This is a genomic window from Chromohalobacter sp. 48-RD10 (assembly GCF_029889785.1).
Lineage (GTDB): Bacteria > Pseudomonadota > Gammaproteobacteria > Pseudomonadales > Halomonadaceae > Chromohalobacter.
The window spans coordinates 382,128-401,813 of record NZ_JARANX010000002.1; the positions used below are offsets into that span (position 1 = coordinate 382,128).

The following is a 19,686-nucleotide window of genomic DNA, read 5'->3' on the forward strand; positions in this document are numbered from 1 at the left end:
TTAGACGCCCGCGTTTTCAGGGGCTTGCTCCCACTGAGACGGGGTGTAGGTCTTGATACTGATGGCATGTAGGGCGCCACTGGCGATCTCATCTGACAACGCCGAATAAATCAGTTGCTGACGCTTGACCGGCAATAACCCCTCAAAAACGTCACCGACGGCGACCACCTGGAAATTGCAGCCTTCACCTTGAATATGAAACTGGCAATCGTCGATACGCGATTCGAGTAGGGCCTTGACGTCGCTGGGTTGCATAAGGAGTTGGCTCCTGTTCTACGGCACGGCGCGCGTGACACGCACGAGTGCGGTAATTGAGTCGGGATTTCAAACAGGCATGATAAAGAAAACGGGCGCCGTTGGCGACGCCCGCTTGCACGCAGAATACCGGGAGGCGACGCTCCGTGTTGTCATAACGTTTCCGAAGCCACCCGTGTCTCGTCACTGGGAAGCAAGGGATCCAATCCCGCCATGGCCGTCAACCGTGCCAAGGGCCGCGATAGGGCCACATGAACGATATGCACGCCATGCGCCTGCGCGCAACGCAGCCATTCGAGCAGGACACTGAGCACGGCACTGCTGGCACAGCTCACGCCGGTCAGATCGAACTCGACCTCGGCATCGCGCGGCAAGCTTTGCAACCACTCCTGCCCCTTGGCCGCCAGCGAGGCGGCGCTGTCGAAATCCGCCTCGCCGTCGACCCTCAGAATACGCTCGTCGCTTACTTCGAGCCGGGCATCGTCACGCTCGAGCAAGACATTCATTGGTTGTCGTCACCGCCTTTTTCGAGCTCATCGGTAGCGACGTCCGGCGCCCAACCATCGATGACCGCATCGATATCGCGATTATTGTCGCGCATGGCCTGATCGAATTGGTTGCGAAACGTCAGTCCAAGATTGATGCCGTTGACGATGACATTGATCACGCGCCACTCGCCGTCACGCTGGTGCAACGTATACACCACGGGATAGACATCACCATTGGTGGAGACTACTTCCATATCGACGCTAGCCTGATCCTCGTAGCGCCGCTCGCTATCATGATCGAGCACCCGAATGTCACGGTAATCGAATGTCACCAGCCCTTTGGCATACGTCTCGATCAGCGTCTTGCGAAACGTTTTAACAAAACGCGAGCGCTGCTCCGGCGAGGCATTACTGAAATATCGGCCCATGACGCTGGCACCGATATAGCGAAAATCGGCCACATCATCGAGGCTGTCATCGACCAGCGACTCGAGCTCGCCTTCATGCGAGGCGTAATAATCCTTGCGCCCATCCAGTTTTTGCATCAACGCGGCCACGTTGTCTTCGATCAACTGCTGGGGGGCTTGCTGGGCCTGCGCCGTCAATGCCACGCACCATAGGACCGACAGCAGTAGTGCGCAAAGACTGGAGCGCCGGGGAGTGAATTGCCTTGATGTCATGGGAACCTCCTTGGCTCATTCGCTTGTCATGTTCGACACGAACTGCTGAATCAATTGTTCCAGTACCAGCGCTTGCTGTGTATCGCGGATGGTGTCGCCTTCTTCGAGCATCTCAGGATCGCCCCCCACGCTCAGGCCGACATATTGCTCACCCAATAACCCCGAGGTGAGAATCGACGCCGTACTGTCGCGTGAGATCTTGCCCTCGAGATCCTCGTCCAGCTCCATGGTCACGCGGGCATCGAGCCATTCGGTATCGAGCTCGACGTCGCTGACGCGCCCGATGGTCACGCCTGCCATGGCAACCCTGGAGCCTGACTTGAGTCCGCCAATATTGGCGAAATTGGCCTGCAGCGTGAATGTATCCTGCGGTACGCCAAGGCTGATGCCACTGACTCGCAAGCCAAGAAACACCATGCCCAGAATCCCGGCCAGGACGAACAGCCCCACGCCGAACTCCATCATCTTGCTGCGCTTCATCCAAGTTCTCCAAACATCAGCGCGGTCAGCACGAAATCCAATCCGAGCACCGCCAGGGACGAATAGACTACCGTGCGGGTCGTCGCCCGCGAGATGCCTTCCGACGTCGGGATCAGGTCATATCCCTGAAACACCGCAATCCATGTAACGACGAGACCGAACACCACGCTCTTGAGCATGCCGTTGAGAATGTCGTCGACGAACGCGACACTGCTTTGCATATTGCTCCAGTAGGAGCCATCGAACACGCCCAGCCACTGCACGCCGACCAGATAGCCGCCCCAGATGCCGACCACGCTGAAGCCCACGGTCAGCAACGGCATCGAGATAAACCCTGCCCAGAGGCGTGGTGCCACGATGCGCCGCAGCGGGTCGACCCCGATCATTTCCATGCTGGTCAGCTGTTCGGTCGCTTTCATGAGCCCGATCTCGGCCGTCAGCGCCGACCCTGCGCGCCCCGCGAACAGTAACGCCGCCACCACCGGCGCGAGTTCACGCAGCAGCGACAGCGCCACCATCTGCCCCAACGCATCCTCGGCGCCAAAATCGACCAGGATGGTGTAGCCCTGCAGACCCAGCACCATGCCAATGAAGAGTCCCGATACCAGCACGATCGCCAACGACATGACACCGATGAAATGCATCTGACGCAGCCACAGGTGCCATCCTTCTCGAGAAGGAATGCCCAACACCGATTGCGCCAGGAACATCGCCGCCCGGCCCAAGGCACTCAGCGCATCGAGCGTCCCCCGACCCAGCGACGCGATAGGACGAATCATGGACGCTCCCCCTTGGTGGCCAGGATATCGCGATAAAAATCGGGCGCCGGGTAATGAAATGGTACTGGGCCATCGGGCTCGCCATGAACGAACTGCTTGACGCGCGCATCGCGATTGACATCCAGCGTTTGCGGCGTGCCATGGGCCATGACCTGGCCGTCGGCGATGATATACACGTAATCGGCGATGGAAAGCGTCTCCTTGATATCGTGCGAGACGATGACCGCAGTAAGCCCCAACGCTTGATTGACCGTCTTGATCAGTTGCACCAGAACGCCCATTGAAATCGGGTCCTGGCCGACGAAAGGCTCGTCGTAAAGCACCAGTTCGGGATCGAGCGCCACCGCACGCGCTAGCGCCACGCGCCGAGCCATGCCGCCGGACAGCTCCGCCGGCGGCAAGTCGTGCGCACCGCGCAAGCCCACCGCCTGAAGCTTCATCAGCACGATATCGCGTACCATGGCCTCCGGCAGGTCGGTATGCACGCGCAGTGGGAAGGCCACGTTCTCGAAAACGCTCAGGTCCGAAAACAGCGCGCCGCTCTGGAACAGCATGCCCATGCGCCGCCGCATCCGAAACAACGCACGGCGAGACAAGCCATGCACATCCTCTCCATCGATGCACACACGTCCCGCATCCGGCACTAGCTGACCACCGATCAACTTGAGCAACGTCGTCTTGCCCGTACCGCTAGGGCCCATGACCGCAGTAATCTTGCCTTTGGGAATACGCAGATCGACGCCACGAAAGATGTCATTCTCGCCCCGCGAAAAATGCAATCCCTCGACGTCGACCAGGGTCGTGTCAGTCACGTAACGCTCATCCACGTCTCGATAATTATCGAACATTGTATCCTAACTCTAGCGATCACCTCCAGCCTCGCCTTGCAACAATCTCGGCGAGTGCGTTTAATGAGCGCCTCAATTCGCTCGTCGCTCCCCGGAAGTCGGCGAGGCTTGAGCCCAAGGCCGCGAAGGGCAACAATCACCACCATGAACACTGTTACCGAGCAAGATTACCGCGCTAGCGCGCGACGCACGCTGACACTCGAATCGCAGGCCATCGCCGCTTTGATCGAACGCCTTGACGAGGCCTTCGACCACGCCTGTCGCCTGCTTCTAGCCTGCGAAGGACGTGTCGTCGTCACCGGCATGGGCAAATCCGGGCACGTCGCCCGCAAGATCGCGGCGACACTGGCTAGCACCGGCACACCCGCCTTCTTCGTCCACCCCGGCGAGGCCAGCCACGGCGACATGGGCATGATCACACCCCGTGACGTCGTCCTGGCCCTCTCCAACTCGGGCGAGACGGCCGAGATCACGGCGCTATTGCCACTTCTCAAACGCATGGGCGCCCCACTGGTCAGCATGACCGGGCGTCCCGGCTCGACCCTATCGCGTCACGCCGAAGCACATCTGGATACCGCCGTTGCCCGTGAGGCTTGCCCGCTCGACCTCGCGCCGACCACCTCGACGACCGCTGCGCTGGCCATGGGCGACGCCCTCGCGGTGGCCCTGCTCGAGGCACGCGGATTCACCGCCGAAGACTTCGCCCTGTCACACCCCGGCGGTAGCCTAGGACGACGCCTGCTGCTCAAGGTCGAAGATCTCATGCATCATGGCGAGCGCCTGCCACGTGTCGCACTGGGTAGCCCGCTACGCGACGCTCTGCTGGAAATTACCCGCCAGGGCCTGGGCTTTACCTGCGTGGTCGATAACGCCGGGCATCTAGCCGGCATTTATACTGATGGCGACCTGCGGCGCACGCTCGACCAACACGACGACCTTCGCCGTCTGCGCGTCGATGACGTCATGACCCATGGCGGCAAGACAATCCGGCCGGATCTACTCGCCGCCGAGGCCGTCAAGGTCATGGAAGACAATCGTATCACGGCACTTGCCGTGGTCGACGACGACGGACGACCGATCGGCGCGCTGCACATGCACGACTTATTGGTCAGCGGCGTCATTTGAGGAGCCCCATGACATATTCCGACGATTGGCGCGACAAGGCACGCCGCATCCGACTCCTGGCCCTGGATGTGGACGGCGTACTCACCGACGGCACGCTACACTTGCAAAGCGATGGCCAGGAAACCAAGAGCTTCAACATTCTCGACGGTCTCGGCATCAAGCTACTGCAGCAAAGCGGCATCGCAGTGGCATTGATCACCGGGCGTGAGTCGCCCATGGTCAGCCGGCGTGCCGAGGCGCTTGGCATCGCACACGTCGTACAAGGTCGCGAGGATAAGCTAGCCGCGCTCAACACCCTGTGCGAACAGCTCGGCCTACCACTGGACGAGATCGCCTATTGTGGCGACGATTTGCCCGACCTGGCCGCGATTCGCGCCGCAGGACTCGGACTGAGCGTGAACAATGCGCCGGATTACGTCCGTGCGCACGCCGACTGGATTCCCGCGCGCTCGGGCGGCCAAGGCGCGGTGCGTGAAATTTGCGATGCCTTGCTGAGCTGCCAGGGACGGTGGGACGTTTGCCTCGCACCCTATCTCGATGGCCAAGGATGAAGCGCGTCATGCCGACTTTTCTGTCTTCTCGCAAATGGGCACGGCTGGGGCTATTGCTGATACTAGTGGTCCTTGGTATCGGCCTGGCCATCGTCGAACAACGCGATGCTTCTTCTCCTGGCCCGGTCCCCAGCGATGACGCAGGCGAGCCCGATTACTACTTAGAAGGCGTCACCATGACGCGCTTCAACGCGCAAGGCACCCCCCACCAGACGCTTGAATCGCCGCGCCTCGTGCATACCCCTGTCGACGATGTCATTCGCGCCGACTCACCGAAGGCCAAGGTGCGTGACGAGGCGGGACGTAAGTGGGACATCTCCGGCGACAAGGGAAGCCTGGGGCCGCAACGCGATCTACTCACCCTGACCGGGAATGCCCGGCTCGTACAACCCGAGCAGGGCTGGCGTCTCGACACCGACGTGCTGTACTACAAGTCCAGCGAGGGCCACGCCTGGAGTGACACCGAGGCCGTATTGCGGCAGCATGAACAGCGCGTGCGCGGCAATCGCTTCGACGCCTGGATCGACACCAATCAAGCGCGTCTGAGCGGTGATGTGCGAGGCCACCATCCACAGCTTGCCGAGGACGAATCATGATGACACGACCATTGACGATGGCACTGGCATGCGCCGCGCTGGGACTCGCCAGCCACACGGCGCTAGCGCTGGATAGCGATGCCAGCCAGCCTATCGAGATCGTCGCCGATCAGCTGGATCTCGACGACAACGCCGGCACCGCGGTCTATACCGGCGATGTCGATATGCAGCAAGGTAGTATGCAACTGACGGCCGCGCGCGTGAAGATCGAACGCAACGCGCAGGGCGAAGTCTCCACGGTCACCGCCCATGGCGGGGGTGGCGAACGCGCCTATCTCGAGCAAAAGCCAGCGCCGGACGAGCCGGTGGCCAAGGGCTGGGGCGATACGGTGATCTATCATGCCGCCCAGCGTCGCGTGGAACTCATCGACAATGCCGAGCTACACCAGGCCCGGGATACCTTCAATGGCGCCTATGTCGAATACTTCCTCGACCGCCGCCAGGTACAGGCTCGCTCCGACGATGACGGCGATGGCGACCAGCGCGTTCGCATGACGCTGACGCCCCGCGATAGCGAGCAGTGACGTGTTTAGTGATTCACTCACCCCAGTTAGGTAGGACCCGACGCCCATGAAGACCCTGAGTGCCGCCAACCTCGCCAAGAGCTACAAGGGCCGCCGCGTGGTGCATGACATCAGCCTGACCATACGTCAGGGCAGCATTGTCGGACTTCTCGGCCCTAATGGCGCCGGCAAGACTACCTCGTTCTACATGATTGTCGGACTGGTAGGCGCCGATGCCGGCAGCGTGCACATCGACGAGCGCAACCTGTCACATGCGGCCATGCACGAACGCGCCCGCGCCGGTATCGGTTACCTGCCCCAGGAAGCGTCGATCTTTCGCAAACTCTCGGTCGCCGACAACATCATGGCAATTCTCGAGACGCGCCGCGATCTCGACAAGGCCGCGCGCAAGGCACAGCTCGAGCGCCTCCTGGAGGAGTTTCACGTCACCCACATTCGTGACAACCCTGGCATGAGCCTGTCCGGGGGCGAACGTCGTCGCGTCGAGATCGCCCGCGCCCTGGCCACCGAGCCCGCCTTCATCCTTCTCGACGAGCCCTTCGCCGGGGTCGACCCGATCTCCGTTGGCGAGATAAAGAGCATCATCCGCCAATTGCGTGATCGTGATATCGGTGTCTTGATCACCGACCACAACGTACGCGAAACCCTGGATATCTGTGACAACGCCTATATCGTCGGCGACGGTCAGATCATCGCCGAAGGACATGCAGAGGCCATTCTCGCCAACCAGAAAGTGCGTGACGTCTACCTCGGCCATGAGTTCAGATTGTAAACGCAAACTGCTGGAACCGCTGCACGCTTATATAAATGGCATGATTGTTGCTTTCATTCTTGCAAGTAGCGTCGTCGCGAGATAACGTACGAGAACCGTTTCAGGAAGCGACGATCGATTCTCCATGTCCATGAAACCTACCTTGCAGCTTCGCGTCGGCACGCAGCTGACGATGACGCCCCAGTTACAGCAGGCCATTCAGCTCTTGCAGCTTTCAACGCTGGATTTGCGACAGGAGATTCAGCAAGCGCTGGACTCCAATCCTATGCTGGAGCTCGAGGAGGACTTCGAAGAACGCGAGGTCAGCGAAACGCAGCAGGAAGATGATTGGGCAAGCGACATCCCCGAGAACCTGTCGCTGGATAGCGAATGGAGTGATACCTACCAGGATTCAGGCCCCTCACTGACGGGGGGTGGCGGTAGCGAGGAAGGCCCCGATATAGAGCGCAATACCGCGCATACCAGTCTTCACGACCATCTGGCCTGGCAACTCGCCATGGCCGACATGACGCCGCGCGAACATGATATTGCCGAAGGCCTGATCGATGCCATGGGGGCCGACGGTTATCTCACCCTGCCCCTGGACGAGCTTGTTGACGGTTTGCGCGGCCAAGGCCTTTCGGGGCTCAAGGTGGGCGATGTCGAACACGTCATGATGCGCGTACAACAGTTCGATCCCACTGGGGTAGGCGCCCGCGACCTACGCGAGTGTCTGTTGCTGCAACTCGGCGCCCTCCCTGAAGACATGCCGCTGATAACCCAGGCCAAGCGGCTGGTACGCCAGTTCCTCGCAGCTCTCGCAGGCAACGACCGCAAGTTGCTCAAGCGACGCTTGCGCCTCGACGATGAAGAGCTCGACCACGTCATCGCCCTCATTCGGTCCCTCGACCCGCGCCCCGGCCTCGCCTTCGAGGACAGCAGCAACGATTATGTCATTCCCGACCTCATCGCGCGGCGCATCCGACAGGATTGGCGCATCGAGCTCAATCCCGAGGCCCTGCCCCGCGTACGTATCCAACCGGATTACGCTGCACTCATCAAGCGCGCCGACAAGAGCGACGACAACACCTTCCTCAAGCAGCATCTACAAGAAGCCAAATGGCTGCTCAAGAGCCTTTCGAGCCGTAACGACACCTTGCTGCGCGTGGGCCAAGAGATCATGGCACGCCAATTCGACTTCCTCGAACGCGGCGAGGAAGCCATGAAACCGTTGATCCTGGCAGATATCGCCGACGCGGTAGACATGCACGAGTCGACCATCTCCCGCGTGACCACGCAGAAATTCATTCATACGCCTCGCGGCGTCTTTGAGCTCAAGTATTTCTTTTCCAGCCACGTCGGGGGGCAAGGCGAAACCGACGCCCATTCCAGCACGGCAATTCGTGCACGCTTGAAGAAATTGATTGGCGACGAGCCACCACGCAAGCCTCTATCCGACAGCAAGCTCGTCGACCTCCTGGCTCAGGACAGCATTCCGGTCGCACGACGCACCGTCGCCAAGTACCGTGAAGCGATGGGTATACCTTCCTCCAGCGAGCGCAAGCGACTCGCCTGAACGCGGGCAGTTTGCACGTATCGGCCACGCTGCGTAGACTCGCTGCGGTCTTCGTTAGCCAGCCTTGATCCAGGGCTATGCAGCGCTCTAAAAAGGGTTACAATCGAAGTGCCAACCGATGGAATAGGAGCGTGCCATGCAAGCCAATATCACCGGTCACCACATCGAATTGACCGATGCTCTACGCGACTACGTCAATGAAAAGCTCGCGCGTCTGGAACGCCACTACGACAACATCACTACCGTCCAGGTCACGTTATCCATCGAGAAGGAACGCCACCTGGCTGCATGCACGCTTCATGCCGCAGGCGCGGACCTGCACGCCGATACACAAAGCGACGACATGTACGCCGCTATCGACGCCCTAACCGACAAGCTCGACCGTCAGCTCGTCAAACACAAGGAAAAGGTGCAGGCACGCGCTCAGGGCGCCGGTGCCCGTTAATTCGCCATGATATTGGAAAGCATCCTACCCCCCGAACGCGCACTCTTCGGCGTTGCCGGGGGGAGCAAGAAGCGTGTGCTGGAATTTTTCAGCACCTTCATCGCGCAGAACACACCCAGCCTCGATAGCCAGGAAGTGTTCGGACGTCTCATCGGCCGCGAACGATTGGGCAGCACCGGTATCGGTAATGGTGTCGCTATCCCGCATTCGCGCAATCCGCATTGCAAGGAGCCGATTGCCGGTTTTCTACGCCTGCAGGAGCCCATCGACTTCGATGCCACCGATGGCGACCCCGTCGACCTGATCTTCGTTCTGCTGGTTCCAGAAGAAGCCGACGATGCCCATCTGTCGTTGCTTGCCCAGGTTGCCGCCATCATGAACGATAGCGCCATTCGCACCAAACTACGCCAGGCACAGACTCAACGACAGCTCTACGACACTCTGATCGAGGCCATCCGCCAGCACGACACCAGCGCAAACTGACATCCGCGCATACTGATACTCGCGCAACACAAGGGGCGCTCATGCAGCTCGTGATCATCAGCGGCCGTTCCGGCTCCGGCAAATCGATTGCCCTCCAAGCACTCGAGGATCTCGGCTACTACGCGATCGACAACCTGCCGGCCAGTCTCATGGCACCCCTGATCGATGAGCTACGTGAAGGCCCGCCGTCACGCACGCATATCGCGGTCAGTATCGACGCACGCAATCTTCCCGATGCCCTGAGACGCTTCCCGGTGCTGCTCGAAGAGATCCGCGCCCGAGGCATTCAGTGCCAGGTCGTTTATTTGACCGCCGACTCGCGCATACTACTGGAACGCTACTCGGCGACGCGCCGTCGTCATCCGCTGACGCGAACCAGTGAAATGACGCTCGCCGAGGCCATCGAACAGGAACAAGCCTACCTTTCGTCGATTCGCGATATCGCCGATCTGGTCATCGACACCTCCAACCTGTCGGTACACGAACTGCGTGGCCGCATCGCCGAGCAGGTGGCACGCCATAGCGGCCGACACCTGACCTTGACGTTCGAGTCATTCGGCTACAAACGCGGCGTCCCGCTGGATGCCGACATGGTGTTCGATGCGCGCTGCCTGCCCAACCCTTACTGGGACCCTCAGCTACGCGGTTTCGACGGTCGCGATTCTCAAATCGTCACGTTTCTCGAAGCCTACCCCGACGTTCACGCCATGGCCGACGATATACGTCAGTGGTTGGAACGCTGGCTCCCCGCCTATGTTGCCAGCAATCGTAGTTATTTGACCGTCGCGATCGGCTGCACCGGTGGCCAGCACCGCTCGGTATACCTGATCGAAGGGCTGGCTCGGTATTTTGCGACACAAATGAGTGGAGTGCGCCTACGCCATCGCGAATTGGGCGTGCAAGCCGCACTGCCGGAGGATGGCGATGCCGCGTCGTAGGCTGCAACTCACCAACAAGCGCGGCCTCCACGCACGTGCCGCGACCAAGCTCGTGCAATGCTGCCAACCTTATGCGGCGCGCGTCTGTGTGTTCCATGGTCAGCGTGAAGCGGATGCCACCAACATCATGTCACTGCTCATGCTGGCAGCCCCCTGCGGGACCGAACTCGACATTCAAGCCGAGGGCGACGACGCCGACGAGGTACTCAAGGCCCTCACCACCTTGTTCGAGTCACGCTTCGAGGAAGATGCTTGATTAGCGAACAGCGTTCGCGCCTGCCCGAAGCGATGTTAGAATTACGCTTCGCCCAAGAATCGACAAAGGATGCCGATTCCCCATGAGCCCCAATCACAAGCAATTACAGCCTCGGCTGGACCGCCTCAGCGAGGCCTTGGAAAGCGGTGCGCTGGACCAGGCGCGGCGCATGCTCAATCGTGGCCTGGCCCCGGTCGATGTCGCCCATCTGCTTGAATCAACGCCGCCGCGTGAGCGCAATGTGCTGTGGGAACTGGTCGACCCCGAATTGCAGGGCGATGTGCTGCAATACCTGGGTGACGACATCCAGAGCGAATTCCTGAGCCGCATGGACGCCGAACAGCTCGTCTCGGCGACCGAAGGACTCGACGTCGACGACCTCGCCGACTTGCTGCAACGCTTGCCCAACACGGTCATTCACGAAGTACTGCAAGCCATGGAGGCGCAAGAACGCCAGCGGATCGAGACCGTGCTGTCCTACCCCGAGGACACCGCAGGCGGCTTGATGAACACCGACACCATCACCATTCGCCCGGATATCACCCTGGACGTGGTGCTGCGTTATCTGCGCCGACACGAAAAGTTGCCCGACTCCACCGATACGCTGCTCGTCGTCACCCGCCGCGACGAACTGATCGGCACGCTACCGCTCAATTTGCTGTTGGTATCCGACCCTTCGATCCTGGTCCGCGAGGTCATGAACACCGATTTTGCTTCGGTGCAAGCCACGGCCGCGGACACCGAGGTCGCCAGCCTGTTCGAGAAATTCGATCTCATTTCGGCACCGGTGGTGAGCACCGACGGCGCCCTGCTGGGCCGAATCACCATCGACGACGTGGTCGACGTCATTCGCGAGGATGCCGAGCACCAGGTCATGAGCATGGCCGGCCTCGACGAGGACGAGGACACCTTCGCGCCAGCGTGGCGTACCGGGCGTCGACGCGCCGTATGGCTAGGCATCAACCTGATTGCGGCGACCATCGTATCGTTTGCCATCGGCATCTTCGAATCGACCATTCAGCAAATCACTGCGCTGGCCGTGTTGATGCCCATCGTCTCCAGCATGGGCGGTATCGCCGGGTCGCAGACGCTGACGGTGCTGATTCGCGGGATCGCCCTCGGACACGTCGGCGGCGCCAACGTGCAGTGGCTGCTGGTCCGCGAAATGCTCTCGGGGATGATGAACGGTGTGCTATGGGCCGTGATCGTGGCCCTGGTCGCCATCGTGCGCTTCGACGACTACAAACTCGGCGGCATCATCGCCTTGTCGATGGTCATCAACCTGACCGTCGCCGCACTGGCCGGCACCGTGATTCCCGTGCTGCTCAAGCGCCTGAAGATTGACCCAGCGCTCTCGGGAGGCGTGCTCTTGACGACGATTACTGATGTGGTCGGCTTCGTCGCGTTTCTGGGACTGGCCACAGCGTTTTATTGAGACGCGGCGCTGAGGCACCGCGTCACCGAGCTTTTTACTCGCCCGCCACCATCATGTCGCCGATCAACCAGCTCCCGGTATGCACACTGCCGCGCGTATCGGTATCGCTGCCTACGCCTTGGATATTGGCGAACATATCGCGCAAGTTGCCGGCAATGGTGAATTCCTCGACGGGATGCTGAATCTTGCCATCCTCGACCCAGAAGCCCGACGCACCGCGTGAATAATCGCCGGTCACGCCATTGACCCCTTGCCCCATCAATTCGGTAACGAGTACGCCACGCCCCATCCGCGCGAGCAATTCATCCCGCGAAACTAGAGGCGCCTCGATACGCAGATTGCGCGCGCCACCGGCATTGCCGGTCGTGGTCATTTCCAAGCGCCGCGCACTGTATGCCGAAAGCATGTAACTCGCCAAGCGTCCCTGGTCGATGAACACGTTGTCGCGCGTGGCGACGCCATCATTATCGAAGGCCGTACTCGCCATGGCGCCATATTCACGAGGCCGTTCACACAGCGTGAACCACTCGGGGAAGATAGTCTCACCCAACTGACCACACAGGAAGGATGCCTCGCGATACAAGGCGCCTCCGGCGATGGCGCCCATGAAACTACCCACCAAACCGCTGGCAAGCTCGGGCGCAAAGAGCACCGGCATTCGACCTGTCGCTGGTGAGGCTGCCCCCAAACGGGCCAACGTCTTCTCGGCAGCACGTCGACCCACCGCCTCGGGCGACTCCAAGTCCGCTGGATTGCGTACCGAGGTATAGTCGTAATCGCGCTGCATGTCCGCTCCCTGACCGGCGATGAGCATGCACGACAGCGAGTGGTGGCTTCCGCGCTGGCTCCCCAGAAATCCATGGCTATTGCCATAAACGCGCACGCCTTCACCACTGGATAGGCTCGCCCCCTCGGAGTTGGCGATACCCTCGACCCCGCGACCGGCGGACTCGCAAGCAAGTGCCAGTTCGATGGCATCGTCGGTGCTCAACGGCCAAGGATAATGGACGCCGAGATCCGGCAATTCCGTCGCCATCAGTGAAGCATCGGCCAAGCCCGAGGCCGGGTCTTCCGCTGTATAGCGCGCAATATCCAACGCTTTCTCGACCACCGCACGCAAGGATTCATCGCTCGCGTCGGATGTCGACACGCTGCCCTTGCGCTGCCCCACGTACACGGTCACCGCGATCCCTTGATCGCGGGATAGCTCGACGTTTTCCACGTCGCCCAGGCGTACACCGACCTCGATTCCTTGGTCCACGCTGGCGCCCACTTCACACGCATCGGCGCCCAATCGCTTGGCCCATTCCAAGGCCTGCGCGACGCGTGCCTCCAAGCGTGCTTGCTGCTCTACGGCATCGAAGGCCTGGCTCATGGTCTACTCCTGTACTCATAAGGCCCGAGACACTGCTCAAGGGCTCGGTAGGATTGTCGAGGAAGCCTGATATACTGCACGGTCATCCCCGAAGCATGATGGTAATGCAATGTCGATCGATCTCCCCGACCCGCACGATGAAGAGGCGGGACGCCCCAGCAAGACCCAGCGCAAGCACGAGATGAAAGCCCTGCAAGCGCTGGGTGAACGCATCATCGCCATGAGCGATGCCCAGCGCGCACGCCTGCCGCTTTCCGACGACATGCGCGTCGCGGTCGAGGAAACCTCGCGCATCCGCTCCCACGAAGGCCGTCGTCGCCACATGCAGTATGTAGGCAAGGTCATGCGCCGCGAAGACCTTACGGCCATTCAGGCAACGTTCGACGCCATCGAACAGGAAAAGTTACAGCGCGATAACGCCTTCCATCGTCTCGAGCATTGGCGCAACCGGCTCATCGAGGACGACAGCACCGACGCGCTGGAGGCCTTCATCGCCGAATACCCCGAGGTCGACCGACAGACGCTGCGGCAACTCACTCGCAATGCTAGAAGCGAGCGCCAGCGCGAAAAACCGCCGAAGAATGCCCGCAAACTGTTCAAACTAATTCGCGAAACCGCCGAAATGTAAGATTGGCACTCCGTGCCTCAAAGAAGGAAGACCGGCGCTTCGCGCCTGGAAGATGAAAGGAAACCACATATCCTGGCTTGCTCCTCGTTCTTCCTTCTTCCCTCTTATTGCTTACTTCTTCTCCCTTACCTCAGGACTGCGTCCCGCCGACGGTGAGTTCGTCGATCTTGAGTGTCGGCTGGCCCACGCCGACCGGCACCCCCTGACCTTCCTTGCCGCAGACACCGATACCGGTATCCAGATCGAGATCGTGCCCGATCATCGACACCTGCTGCATGACCTCTGGCCCGTTGCCGATCAAGGTCGCACCCTTGACCGGTGCGGTGATCTTGCCGTCCTCGATCAAATAAGCCTCGGAGGCGGAGAACACGAAACGTCCCGAGGTGATATCGACCTGGCCGCCGCCGAAGCTCACCGCATAGATGCCCCGCTTGACGCTTTTGACGATGTCCTCGGGATCATCTTGGCCGGCCATCATGCAAGTATTGGTCATGCGCGGCATGGTGGCGTGTGCATAGGACTCGCGACGCGCATTACCAGTGGGCGCCATGCCCATCAAGCGTGCGTTGAGCTTGTCCTGCATATAGCCCTTGAGGATACCGTCCTCGATCAGCGTGTTGCGTTGCGTCGGCGTCCCTTCATCGTCGACGGAAAGCGATCCGCGCCGGTCGGATAGCGTCCCGTCGTCGACGACCGTGACACCGGGCGCGGCCACACGTTCACCAATACGCCCCGCGAAAGCCGAGCTGCCCTTGCGGTTGAAGTCTCCCTCGAGGCCATGCCCCACCGCCTCGTGCAGCAGAATGCCGGGCCAGCCGTTGCCCAACACCACCGGCATTTGGCCGGCCGGGGCATCGACCGCCTCCAGATTGACCTTCGCCTGACGCACCGCCTCCTTGGCAAAGCGTTCTGCGACGTTTTCGTCGCGCAAGCGCGCCATCGAGTAACGACCGCCACCGCCTGCGCTACCCCGCTCACGACGCCCGTCACGCACGGCGATGACGCTGACGTTGAAGCGTACCAAGGGGCGAATATCGGCTGCTAGCGTGCCATCGCTGGCGCGCACCATCACCACTTCATAGACGCCCGACAGAGAGGCACTGACTTGCGTGATACACGGATCGGCGGCACGGGCCACACGATCCGCCGTCTTGAGCATGGCGATTTTATCCTCGGCGGACAGCCCCGCCAGCGGATCGACATCGGCGTAGCGGCGCGTAGGCGTGGCAGCCTGAACCGCCTGAGGCGGCAAGCGTTGGCCGCTTCGCGCGATACCCGCTGCAATACGCCCGGTATCGGCCAGCGCATCGGGACTGATCTGATTGGAGTAGGCAAAACCGGTCTTTTCCCCGGTCAGGGTGCGTACGCCGACGCCACCGTCGATGCTGTAACCGGCCTCCTTGACGTCGCCGTCCTCGAGGATCCAGCTTTCTTGCCAGGTACGCTGAAAATACAAGTCGGCATAATCGATACCCGGCCCCATGGCGTGGCCCAGGCCGGTATCTAGCGCCGCCAGGTCGAGCCCCCCCGGCGCGAGGAGCAATGAGGTCGCCTGATTCAAGGCGCTGTCGTTGAGTGCGTTCATCGGGCGCTTTCCAGTGTCAGTTGCGGCGACGACCATGGGCCGTGCACGCGGTAATGTATCTGCGTTGCCTTATCGAGCCAGCCGCCGAAAAGCTTGTGGGCGAGGTACAATCCCACGCCTACTTGCGGCGCGCCAACGAGCACGGCCGCCAGCGGCAAATTCTGGCTCACCGGCACGGTGATACCCAGTCGCTGATTCAGTGTACGCTGCACGAGATCGACTTCGCCTTGCAAGGTAAAGTGGGTGGCCGAACCGTCGATTTCAACCGGGCCTCGGGTTATGAGCTTGCCGTCGAATAGCGTCGCCTCGCCATTCACGCTATTGAAAGCCGTCCCCTCCTGGGTAATATCGGAGAAGTCCAACGTCAGCCGACGGAAGATGTTATCCAGATTGAGCAGTCCCACCAGCTTGGCCGGGCCCGATTCGACCTCCCGGAAACGGCCATTGGTCAATGCCAGTGATGCACTGCCCTGCGAGCGTTCAACGGCAAATTGCCATGGCGCCCCGGGCCATGCCAAGCGCGCATCCAGATCGACGCTTTCGCTATTGACCACTTCGGGTTGCCCTAGGCGAACCAGGGCGTCGCCGAGATTGCTCCCCTTCAGGGTCATCCGCGCGCGCGTCAGGCTATCTCTTCGCCCTGTGGCTTCCCAGGCCAGTTCGCCGCTCGCCGTCACGCCGTTGACCACCAACGACAACGGCTTGATATCCAGACGCTGTAACGAGGTCTGCCAGTCGGCATCGAGCGGACCGATGGTCTGCCCGTCATGACGCAGCTCGTCGACATGCAAACGCCCATCGGGCCAGCCTTCCACGCCATCCGGAAGCGCTACGGGATCTGGCGGCGTGGCGATTTCATCGCTGAGTTTCACCTTACCGTCGCCTTGGCTAGCACCCTCGGCAGGCCACAGGGTGTCAAGATCTAGACGCGTGAGGTTAATATCCAGCGAGCGCGGCGCCTCTGGCCGCCACTGCGCTTCTCCCGCCGCCACGGGACCGGCCAGCGCCAATTGCCATCCATCCTCGAGCGGGGTGATATCGGCTTGCAACGCGCCCCGGCATTGTCCATCGAGAACGACACAAGGCGACGAGACGGCGATACGCTGCAAACCACTCGAGAGGTCCTCGCCCGTGCCGCTCGAGGCGTCGTCCGGCACGCCCTTGGGTTGCGTGGTGACTTGTCGGTTGAGATCGCGTTCACGCAGCAGCGATATCCATTGTTGTGGGTCCAACCGAGGCGGCTGCCAGTTCACGCTCCAGCCATCCTGCTGTGGCCACTGGGGCGCTTCCGGCCAGTTTTCCAACCATGCCTGGCCCTGTAAACGTTCGTCTCGCACACGCCAGCGTAATCGCCCCCAATCCGATACGCTGACCCGGCCGCTACCCGAGGCCACATCCGCGTTGACTTTCAGCGACGCCGTGTCGTCGACGGCCTTGCCAAAGGGGGCTGGTAGTTGCAGAGCCAGGCCTTCGAGGTCGCTGGTAACGCGCACGCTCGCGTTGTCCTCATCGTCGAAAGTGACCCGGGCGCGATACGGTAGCGTACCCTCGGCAAGCGCTGGCTGCGGCGCCAGGCGCGCCCAGCTCAATAATCCCTCGGCGCTGGCACGGCCCGTGAAGGTAAAGCCATCACCGCCCATGTCCAGCGTGCCATTCATATTTCCCCCCAGCGCCCGCGCACTCACGTCACCGGTCAGCAGGTCCTGATCCTTGAGGTGTCGATAACGCAGATCGCCCTGAACATCTTCGAGCGGAAGGCGCAACATGCCGAGATACAGTCGCGAGGCCTCGACACGCCCCTTGATATCGGCCTTCATCGCTTCAGGAATTGCCAGCGGAATCGTCATGTCGAGATCGGCCTCGACCTGGCCTTCACTCTGCCAATCGGCAAAGGTCTCGCTAAGATCTTCCAGCGGCGCTGCGGCGAGATAATCCAGCAAGGCTTGGCTGGATCCCGTGACAGGCCCACGCACACCCAACGTATTGCCGATCATCAAGACGCGGGCATCGCGCGTTTCCAGGCCCATGCTAGAGGCGTGGTCCACCTGCGCGACCAGGGTCTGATTGTCGATATCCAAATGGCCGGCAACGTTTTCCAGCGCTGGCCATTCGGGGTCATAGGGTAGCCGGCCCTGCTCGACATCCAGCGCCAGCTGCAGGCGATCATCGGGATTGACGAACAACTGGCCCTCGGGTGCCTCACGTTCGGTCAGCGTCTGCGACAATGACAGACTGCCTTGGGGAACGCGGCCGCTGACCTGCGATAGCCAATCGAGCAATTCGTCGTCCATGGCTTGGGTGGGCAGCCAGTCGAGCAGCGGCGTATCGATCGCATCAGCATCGGAAAACGCCAGATCGAGATCGAGATGCCCGGGCCTGTCCTCTGCCATCGGTATGTGCGTCGCGAACGTACCGTTGACATCGGCCCCACGCCAATTGGCTTGCAGTGCCTTGCCCTCGATGTCGAAAGCATTACCGTCACGTTGCCAGTCGACATGTCCGGTCGCGGCATCCACCGCAATCGGCTGGGCATAGACATCGGGGAACGCAAGCACCATGCCCGGCTCATCACGAAAATGCACGCTGCCCGAGGCGTTGTCGGTGGTCACCCAGGCGCTGAACGGCCCGCCGCCGGGGATGCCGTCCCAAGCCGACACGCGTGCGCCCGTCAATGCCGTGCGTGTGAACCAACGGTCGTCATGACGCCCGACTTCGAGGCCGGCGACTCGCCCCTGCGGCGCCATCTGCTCGAGCATGCGTGCGTGCTCATCGGATAACGGCAGCATGCGGCCCCAGGCGGCCAACGCATCCAGGGAAAAACCACTGCTGCGCAGCCACCAGTCGGCGCCGTCAACACGCGCCTGTAATCGCTCGGGCAAGGGGGAGCCTTCGCGGTCGTCGCCATCGCGCTTGGCAACCAGGTCATTGGCCCAGATATCCCAGCCGCCATCGTCATCCCGCAACGCCTGGGCACGCACGCCGATATCCTCGAATGCCAGCGGCGAGCCACCTCGCCTGGTGATCTCCAGCCTGGGTAGCGACAAGCGCAGACGCACATCCTCGAGACGGGCATCCTGCCAGCGGGCCCATAGCCGGGCGTCGCCTTCTACCGTGTTCAGAGTGTAGCGTTGCTGAGCAGTCAACACCTGGCCCAGGGCACGCAGCCCCTGGGCGTTGACGTCGACTTGCAGGGCGGCATTGAAGGCACCCAGTCCATGACGCCCGGGTAGCACCTCGAGAACCGCACTCAAGGCGGCATCCGGTTGGCCGTCGACATGCATCTGGCCCTCGAGGTGGGCCTGTGAGTCGCCGCCCGCCATCAGCATGCGCGGTGCTACGAGCGTGACCTCGTCCTGCCGCCCATGCAGCACCACGCGCACGTCATGAATGGCGACACGCTGACGCACAAGAACACCGACCCAACGGTCGATATCGGCGAGGCGGAAGCGACCCGGTGCCTGAACCTCATCGGGCACTTCCGCCGAAGGCCAGCCCCATCCTCCTTCATCACGCTGATAAAGATGAAGCGTCGCCTGTTCGACCTCGGCCTTTTCGAAAACGGGATACCCCGCGCGCAGCGACGCCAGGGTATCGAGACGCGCATGCGCACTCTCGAGGCTCAGCAAAGGCGGCGCTTGAGGCGCTTTGGCACGCAAGGTCATTCCCGAAAGGGTCGCCGACGGATCCCATCCATGCCAATCGGCGCCGATATGCTCAAGCTCGGCATCGGCGCTGAAACGTTCGGAAAGTTGGGCTTCGATATCGTCGCGAAACGCATCAGCCTGTGTCGCCAGACCGCGAGCCGCCAGCAGCACCAGCACGATGACGCTCAGTACCACTGCCACGACCGTGAGCGCCCAACGCCACGCTCCTCGCAACGCATTCATG

General features: G+C 61.4%; 21 protein-coding genes. 12 read left to right on the plus strand and 9 right to left on the minus strand.

The window, feature by feature from the left end; genetic code table 11:
* The 6 genes from OP496_RS04690 to OP496_RS04715 form a co-directional block, all read right to left on the minus strand.
* Positions 1 to 255, minus strand: coding sequence for a BolA family protein (locus OP496_RS04690; RefSeq protein ID WP_280562329.1), 255 nt, complete (start codon positions 253 to 255; stop codon positions 1 to 3).
* Between the two features lie 152 nt (positions 256 to 407).
* Positions 408 to 761 carry an STAS domain-containing protein gene (locus tag OP496_RS04695; RefSeq protein WP_280562330.1) on the minus strand — a complete coding sequence of 118 codons (354 nt, stop codon included), beginning with the start codon at positions 759 to 761 and terminating at the stop codon, positions 408 to 410.
* Positions 758 to 1,423, minus strand: coding sequence for an ABC transporter substrate-binding protein (locus OP496_RS04700; RefSeq protein ID WP_280562331.1), 666 nt, complete (start codon positions 1,421 to 1,423; stop codon positions 758 to 760). The genes OP496_RS04695 and OP496_RS04700 overlap by 4 nt, the downstream gene beginning before the upstream one ends.
* Positions 1,424 to 1,438: 15 nt before the next feature.
* On the minus strand, positions 1,439 to 1,903 hold the full coding sequence (mlaD, locus tag OP496_RS04705; RefSeq protein WP_280562332.1) for an outer membrane lipid asymmetry maintenance protein MlaD: 465 nt from the start codon (positions 1,901 to 1,903) through the stop codon (positions 1,439 to 1,441).
* Positions 1,900 to 2,682 carry a lipid asymmetry maintenance ABC transporter permease subunit MlaE gene (gene mlaE, locus OP496_RS04710; protein WP_280562333.1) on the minus strand — a complete coding sequence of 261 codons (783 nt, stop codon included), beginning with the start codon at positions 2,680 to 2,682 and terminating at the stop codon, positions 1,900 to 1,902. The genes mlaD and mlaE overlap by 4 nt, the downstream gene beginning before the upstream one ends.
* Positions 2,679 to 3,494 (minus strand): ATP-binding cassette domain-containing protein, encoded by an 816-nt coding sequence (locus OP496_RS04715; RefSeq protein ID WP_280562334.1) that lies wholly within the window; start codon positions 3,492 to 3,494, stop codon positions 2,679 to 2,681. The genes mlaE and OP496_RS04715 overlap by 4 nt, the downstream gene beginning before the upstream one ends.
* A 180-nt stretch (positions 3,495 to 3,674) precedes the next feature.
* On the opposite strand from OP496_RS04715, the gene OP496_RS04720 reads away from it, so the two are divergent.
* The 11 genes from OP496_RS04720 to mgtE all read left to right on the plus strand — a co-directional run bounded on the left by OP496_RS04720 (position 3,675) and on the right by mgtE (position 12,210).
* On the plus strand, positions 3,675 to 4,655 hold the full coding sequence (locus OP496_RS04720; protein ID WP_280562335.1) for a KpsF/GutQ family sugar-phosphate isomerase: 981 nt from the start codon (positions 3,675 to 3,677) through the stop codon (positions 4,653 to 4,655).
* Between the two features lie 8 nt (positions 4,656 to 4,663).
* Positions 4,664 to 5,206 (plus strand): HAD hydrolase family protein, encoded by a 543-nt coding sequence (locus OP496_RS04725; protein WP_280562336.1) that lies wholly within the window; start codon positions 4,664 to 4,666, stop codon positions 5,204 to 5,206.
* Between the two features lie 8 nt (positions 5,207 to 5,214).
* Entirely contained in the window at positions 5,215 to 5,802 is a 588-nt protein-coding gene (lptC, locus tag OP496_RS04730) for an LPS export ABC transporter periplasmic protein LptC (protein WP_280562337.1), read from the plus strand.
* Positions 5,799 to 6,326, plus strand: a complete 528-nt coding sequence (lptA, locus tag OP496_RS04735) for a lipopolysaccharide transport periplasmic protein LptA (protein ID WP_280562338.1) — start codon at positions 5,799 to 5,801, stop codon at positions 6,324 to 6,326. The genes lptC and lptA overlap by 4 nt, the downstream gene beginning before the upstream one ends.
* A 46-nt stretch (positions 6,327 to 6,372) precedes the next feature.
* Positions 6,373 to 7,098 carry an LPS export ABC transporter ATP-binding protein gene (gene lptB, locus OP496_RS04740; protein WP_280562339.1) on the plus strand — a complete coding sequence of 242 codons (726 nt, stop codon included), beginning with the start codon at positions 6,373 to 6,375 and terminating at the stop codon, positions 7,096 to 7,098.
* Positions 7,099 to 7,222: 124 nt separating this feature from the next.
* Positions 7,223 to 8,653 (plus strand): RNA polymerase factor sigma-54, encoded by a 1,431-nt coding sequence (locus OP496_RS04745; RefSeq protein ID WP_280562340.1) that lies wholly within the window; start codon positions 7,223 to 7,225, stop codon positions 8,651 to 8,653.
* A 136-nt stretch (positions 8,654 to 8,789) separates the two neighbouring features.
* Positions 8,790 to 9,098, plus strand: coding sequence for a ribosome-associated translation inhibitor RaiA (raiA, locus tag OP496_RS04750; RefSeq protein ID WP_040241842.1), 309 nt, complete (start codon positions 8,790 to 8,792; stop codon positions 9,096 to 9,098).
* 6 nt (positions 9,099 to 9,104) lie between these two features.
* Positions 9,105 to 9,581 carry a PTS IIA-like nitrogen regulatory protein PtsN gene (ptsN, locus tag OP496_RS04755; RefSeq protein ID WP_280562341.1) on the plus strand — a complete coding sequence of 159 codons (477 nt, stop codon included), beginning with the start codon at positions 9,105 to 9,107 and terminating at the stop codon, positions 9,579 to 9,581.
* A 41-nt stretch (positions 9,582 to 9,622) separates the two neighbouring features.
* Positions 9,623 to 10,519 carry an RNase adapter RapZ gene (rapZ, locus tag OP496_RS04760; RefSeq protein ID WP_280562342.1) on the plus strand — a complete coding sequence of 299 codons (897 nt, stop codon included), beginning with the start codon at positions 9,623 to 9,625 and terminating at the stop codon, positions 10,517 to 10,519.
* A complete protein-coding gene (locus tag OP496_RS04765; RefSeq protein WP_280562343.1) occupies positions 10,506 to 10,775 on the plus strand; it encodes an HPr family phosphocarrier protein in 270 nt (89 codons plus the stop codon). Before rapZ ends, OP496_RS04765 begins: the two co-directional genes overlap by 14 nt.
* An 82-nt stretch (positions 10,776 to 10,857) precedes the next feature.
* Entirely contained in the window at positions 10,858 to 12,210 is a 1,353-nt protein-coding gene (gene mgtE / locus OP496_RS04770; RefSeq protein WP_280562344.1) for a magnesium transporter, read from the plus strand.
* Positions 12,211 to 12,244: 34 nt separating this feature from the next.
* On the opposite strand, the gene pmbA is transcribed toward mgtE, so the two are convergent.
* Positions 12,245 to 13,585, minus strand: a complete 1,341-nt coding sequence (gene pmbA, locus OP496_RS04775; protein ID WP_280562345.1) for a metalloprotease PmbA — start codon at positions 13,583 to 13,585, stop codon at positions 12,245 to 12,247.
* A 109-nt stretch (positions 13,586 to 13,694) separates the two neighbouring features.
* Between pmbA and yjgA the strand changes: the two genes are divergently transcribed.
* On the plus strand, positions 13,695 to 14,213 hold the full coding sequence (yjgA, locus tag OP496_RS04780; RefSeq protein WP_280562346.1) for a ribosome biogenesis factor YjgA: 519 nt from the start codon (positions 13,695 to 13,697) through the stop codon (positions 14,211 to 14,213).
* A gap of 130 nt (positions 14,214 to 14,343) precedes the next feature.
* On the opposite strand, the gene tldD is transcribed toward yjgA, so the two are convergent.
* Together tldD and OP496_RS04790 are read right to left on the minus strand one after the other, a co-directional pair.
* Positions 14,344 to 15,798 (minus strand): metalloprotease TldD, encoded by a 1,455-nt coding sequence (gene tldD, locus OP496_RS04785; RefSeq protein ID WP_280562347.1) that lies wholly within the window; start codon positions 15,796 to 15,798, stop codon positions 14,344 to 14,346.
* Positions 15,795 to 19,685: an AsmA-like C-terminal region-containing protein gene (locus OP496_RS04790; RefSeq protein ID WP_280562348.1), complete on the minus strand. Its 3,891-nt coding sequence runs from the start codon at positions 19,683 to 19,685 to the stop codon at positions 15,795 to 15,797. The genes tldD and OP496_RS04790 overlap by 4 nt, the downstream gene beginning before the upstream one ends.
* Between the last annotated feature and the right edge of the window lies 1 nt (position 19,686).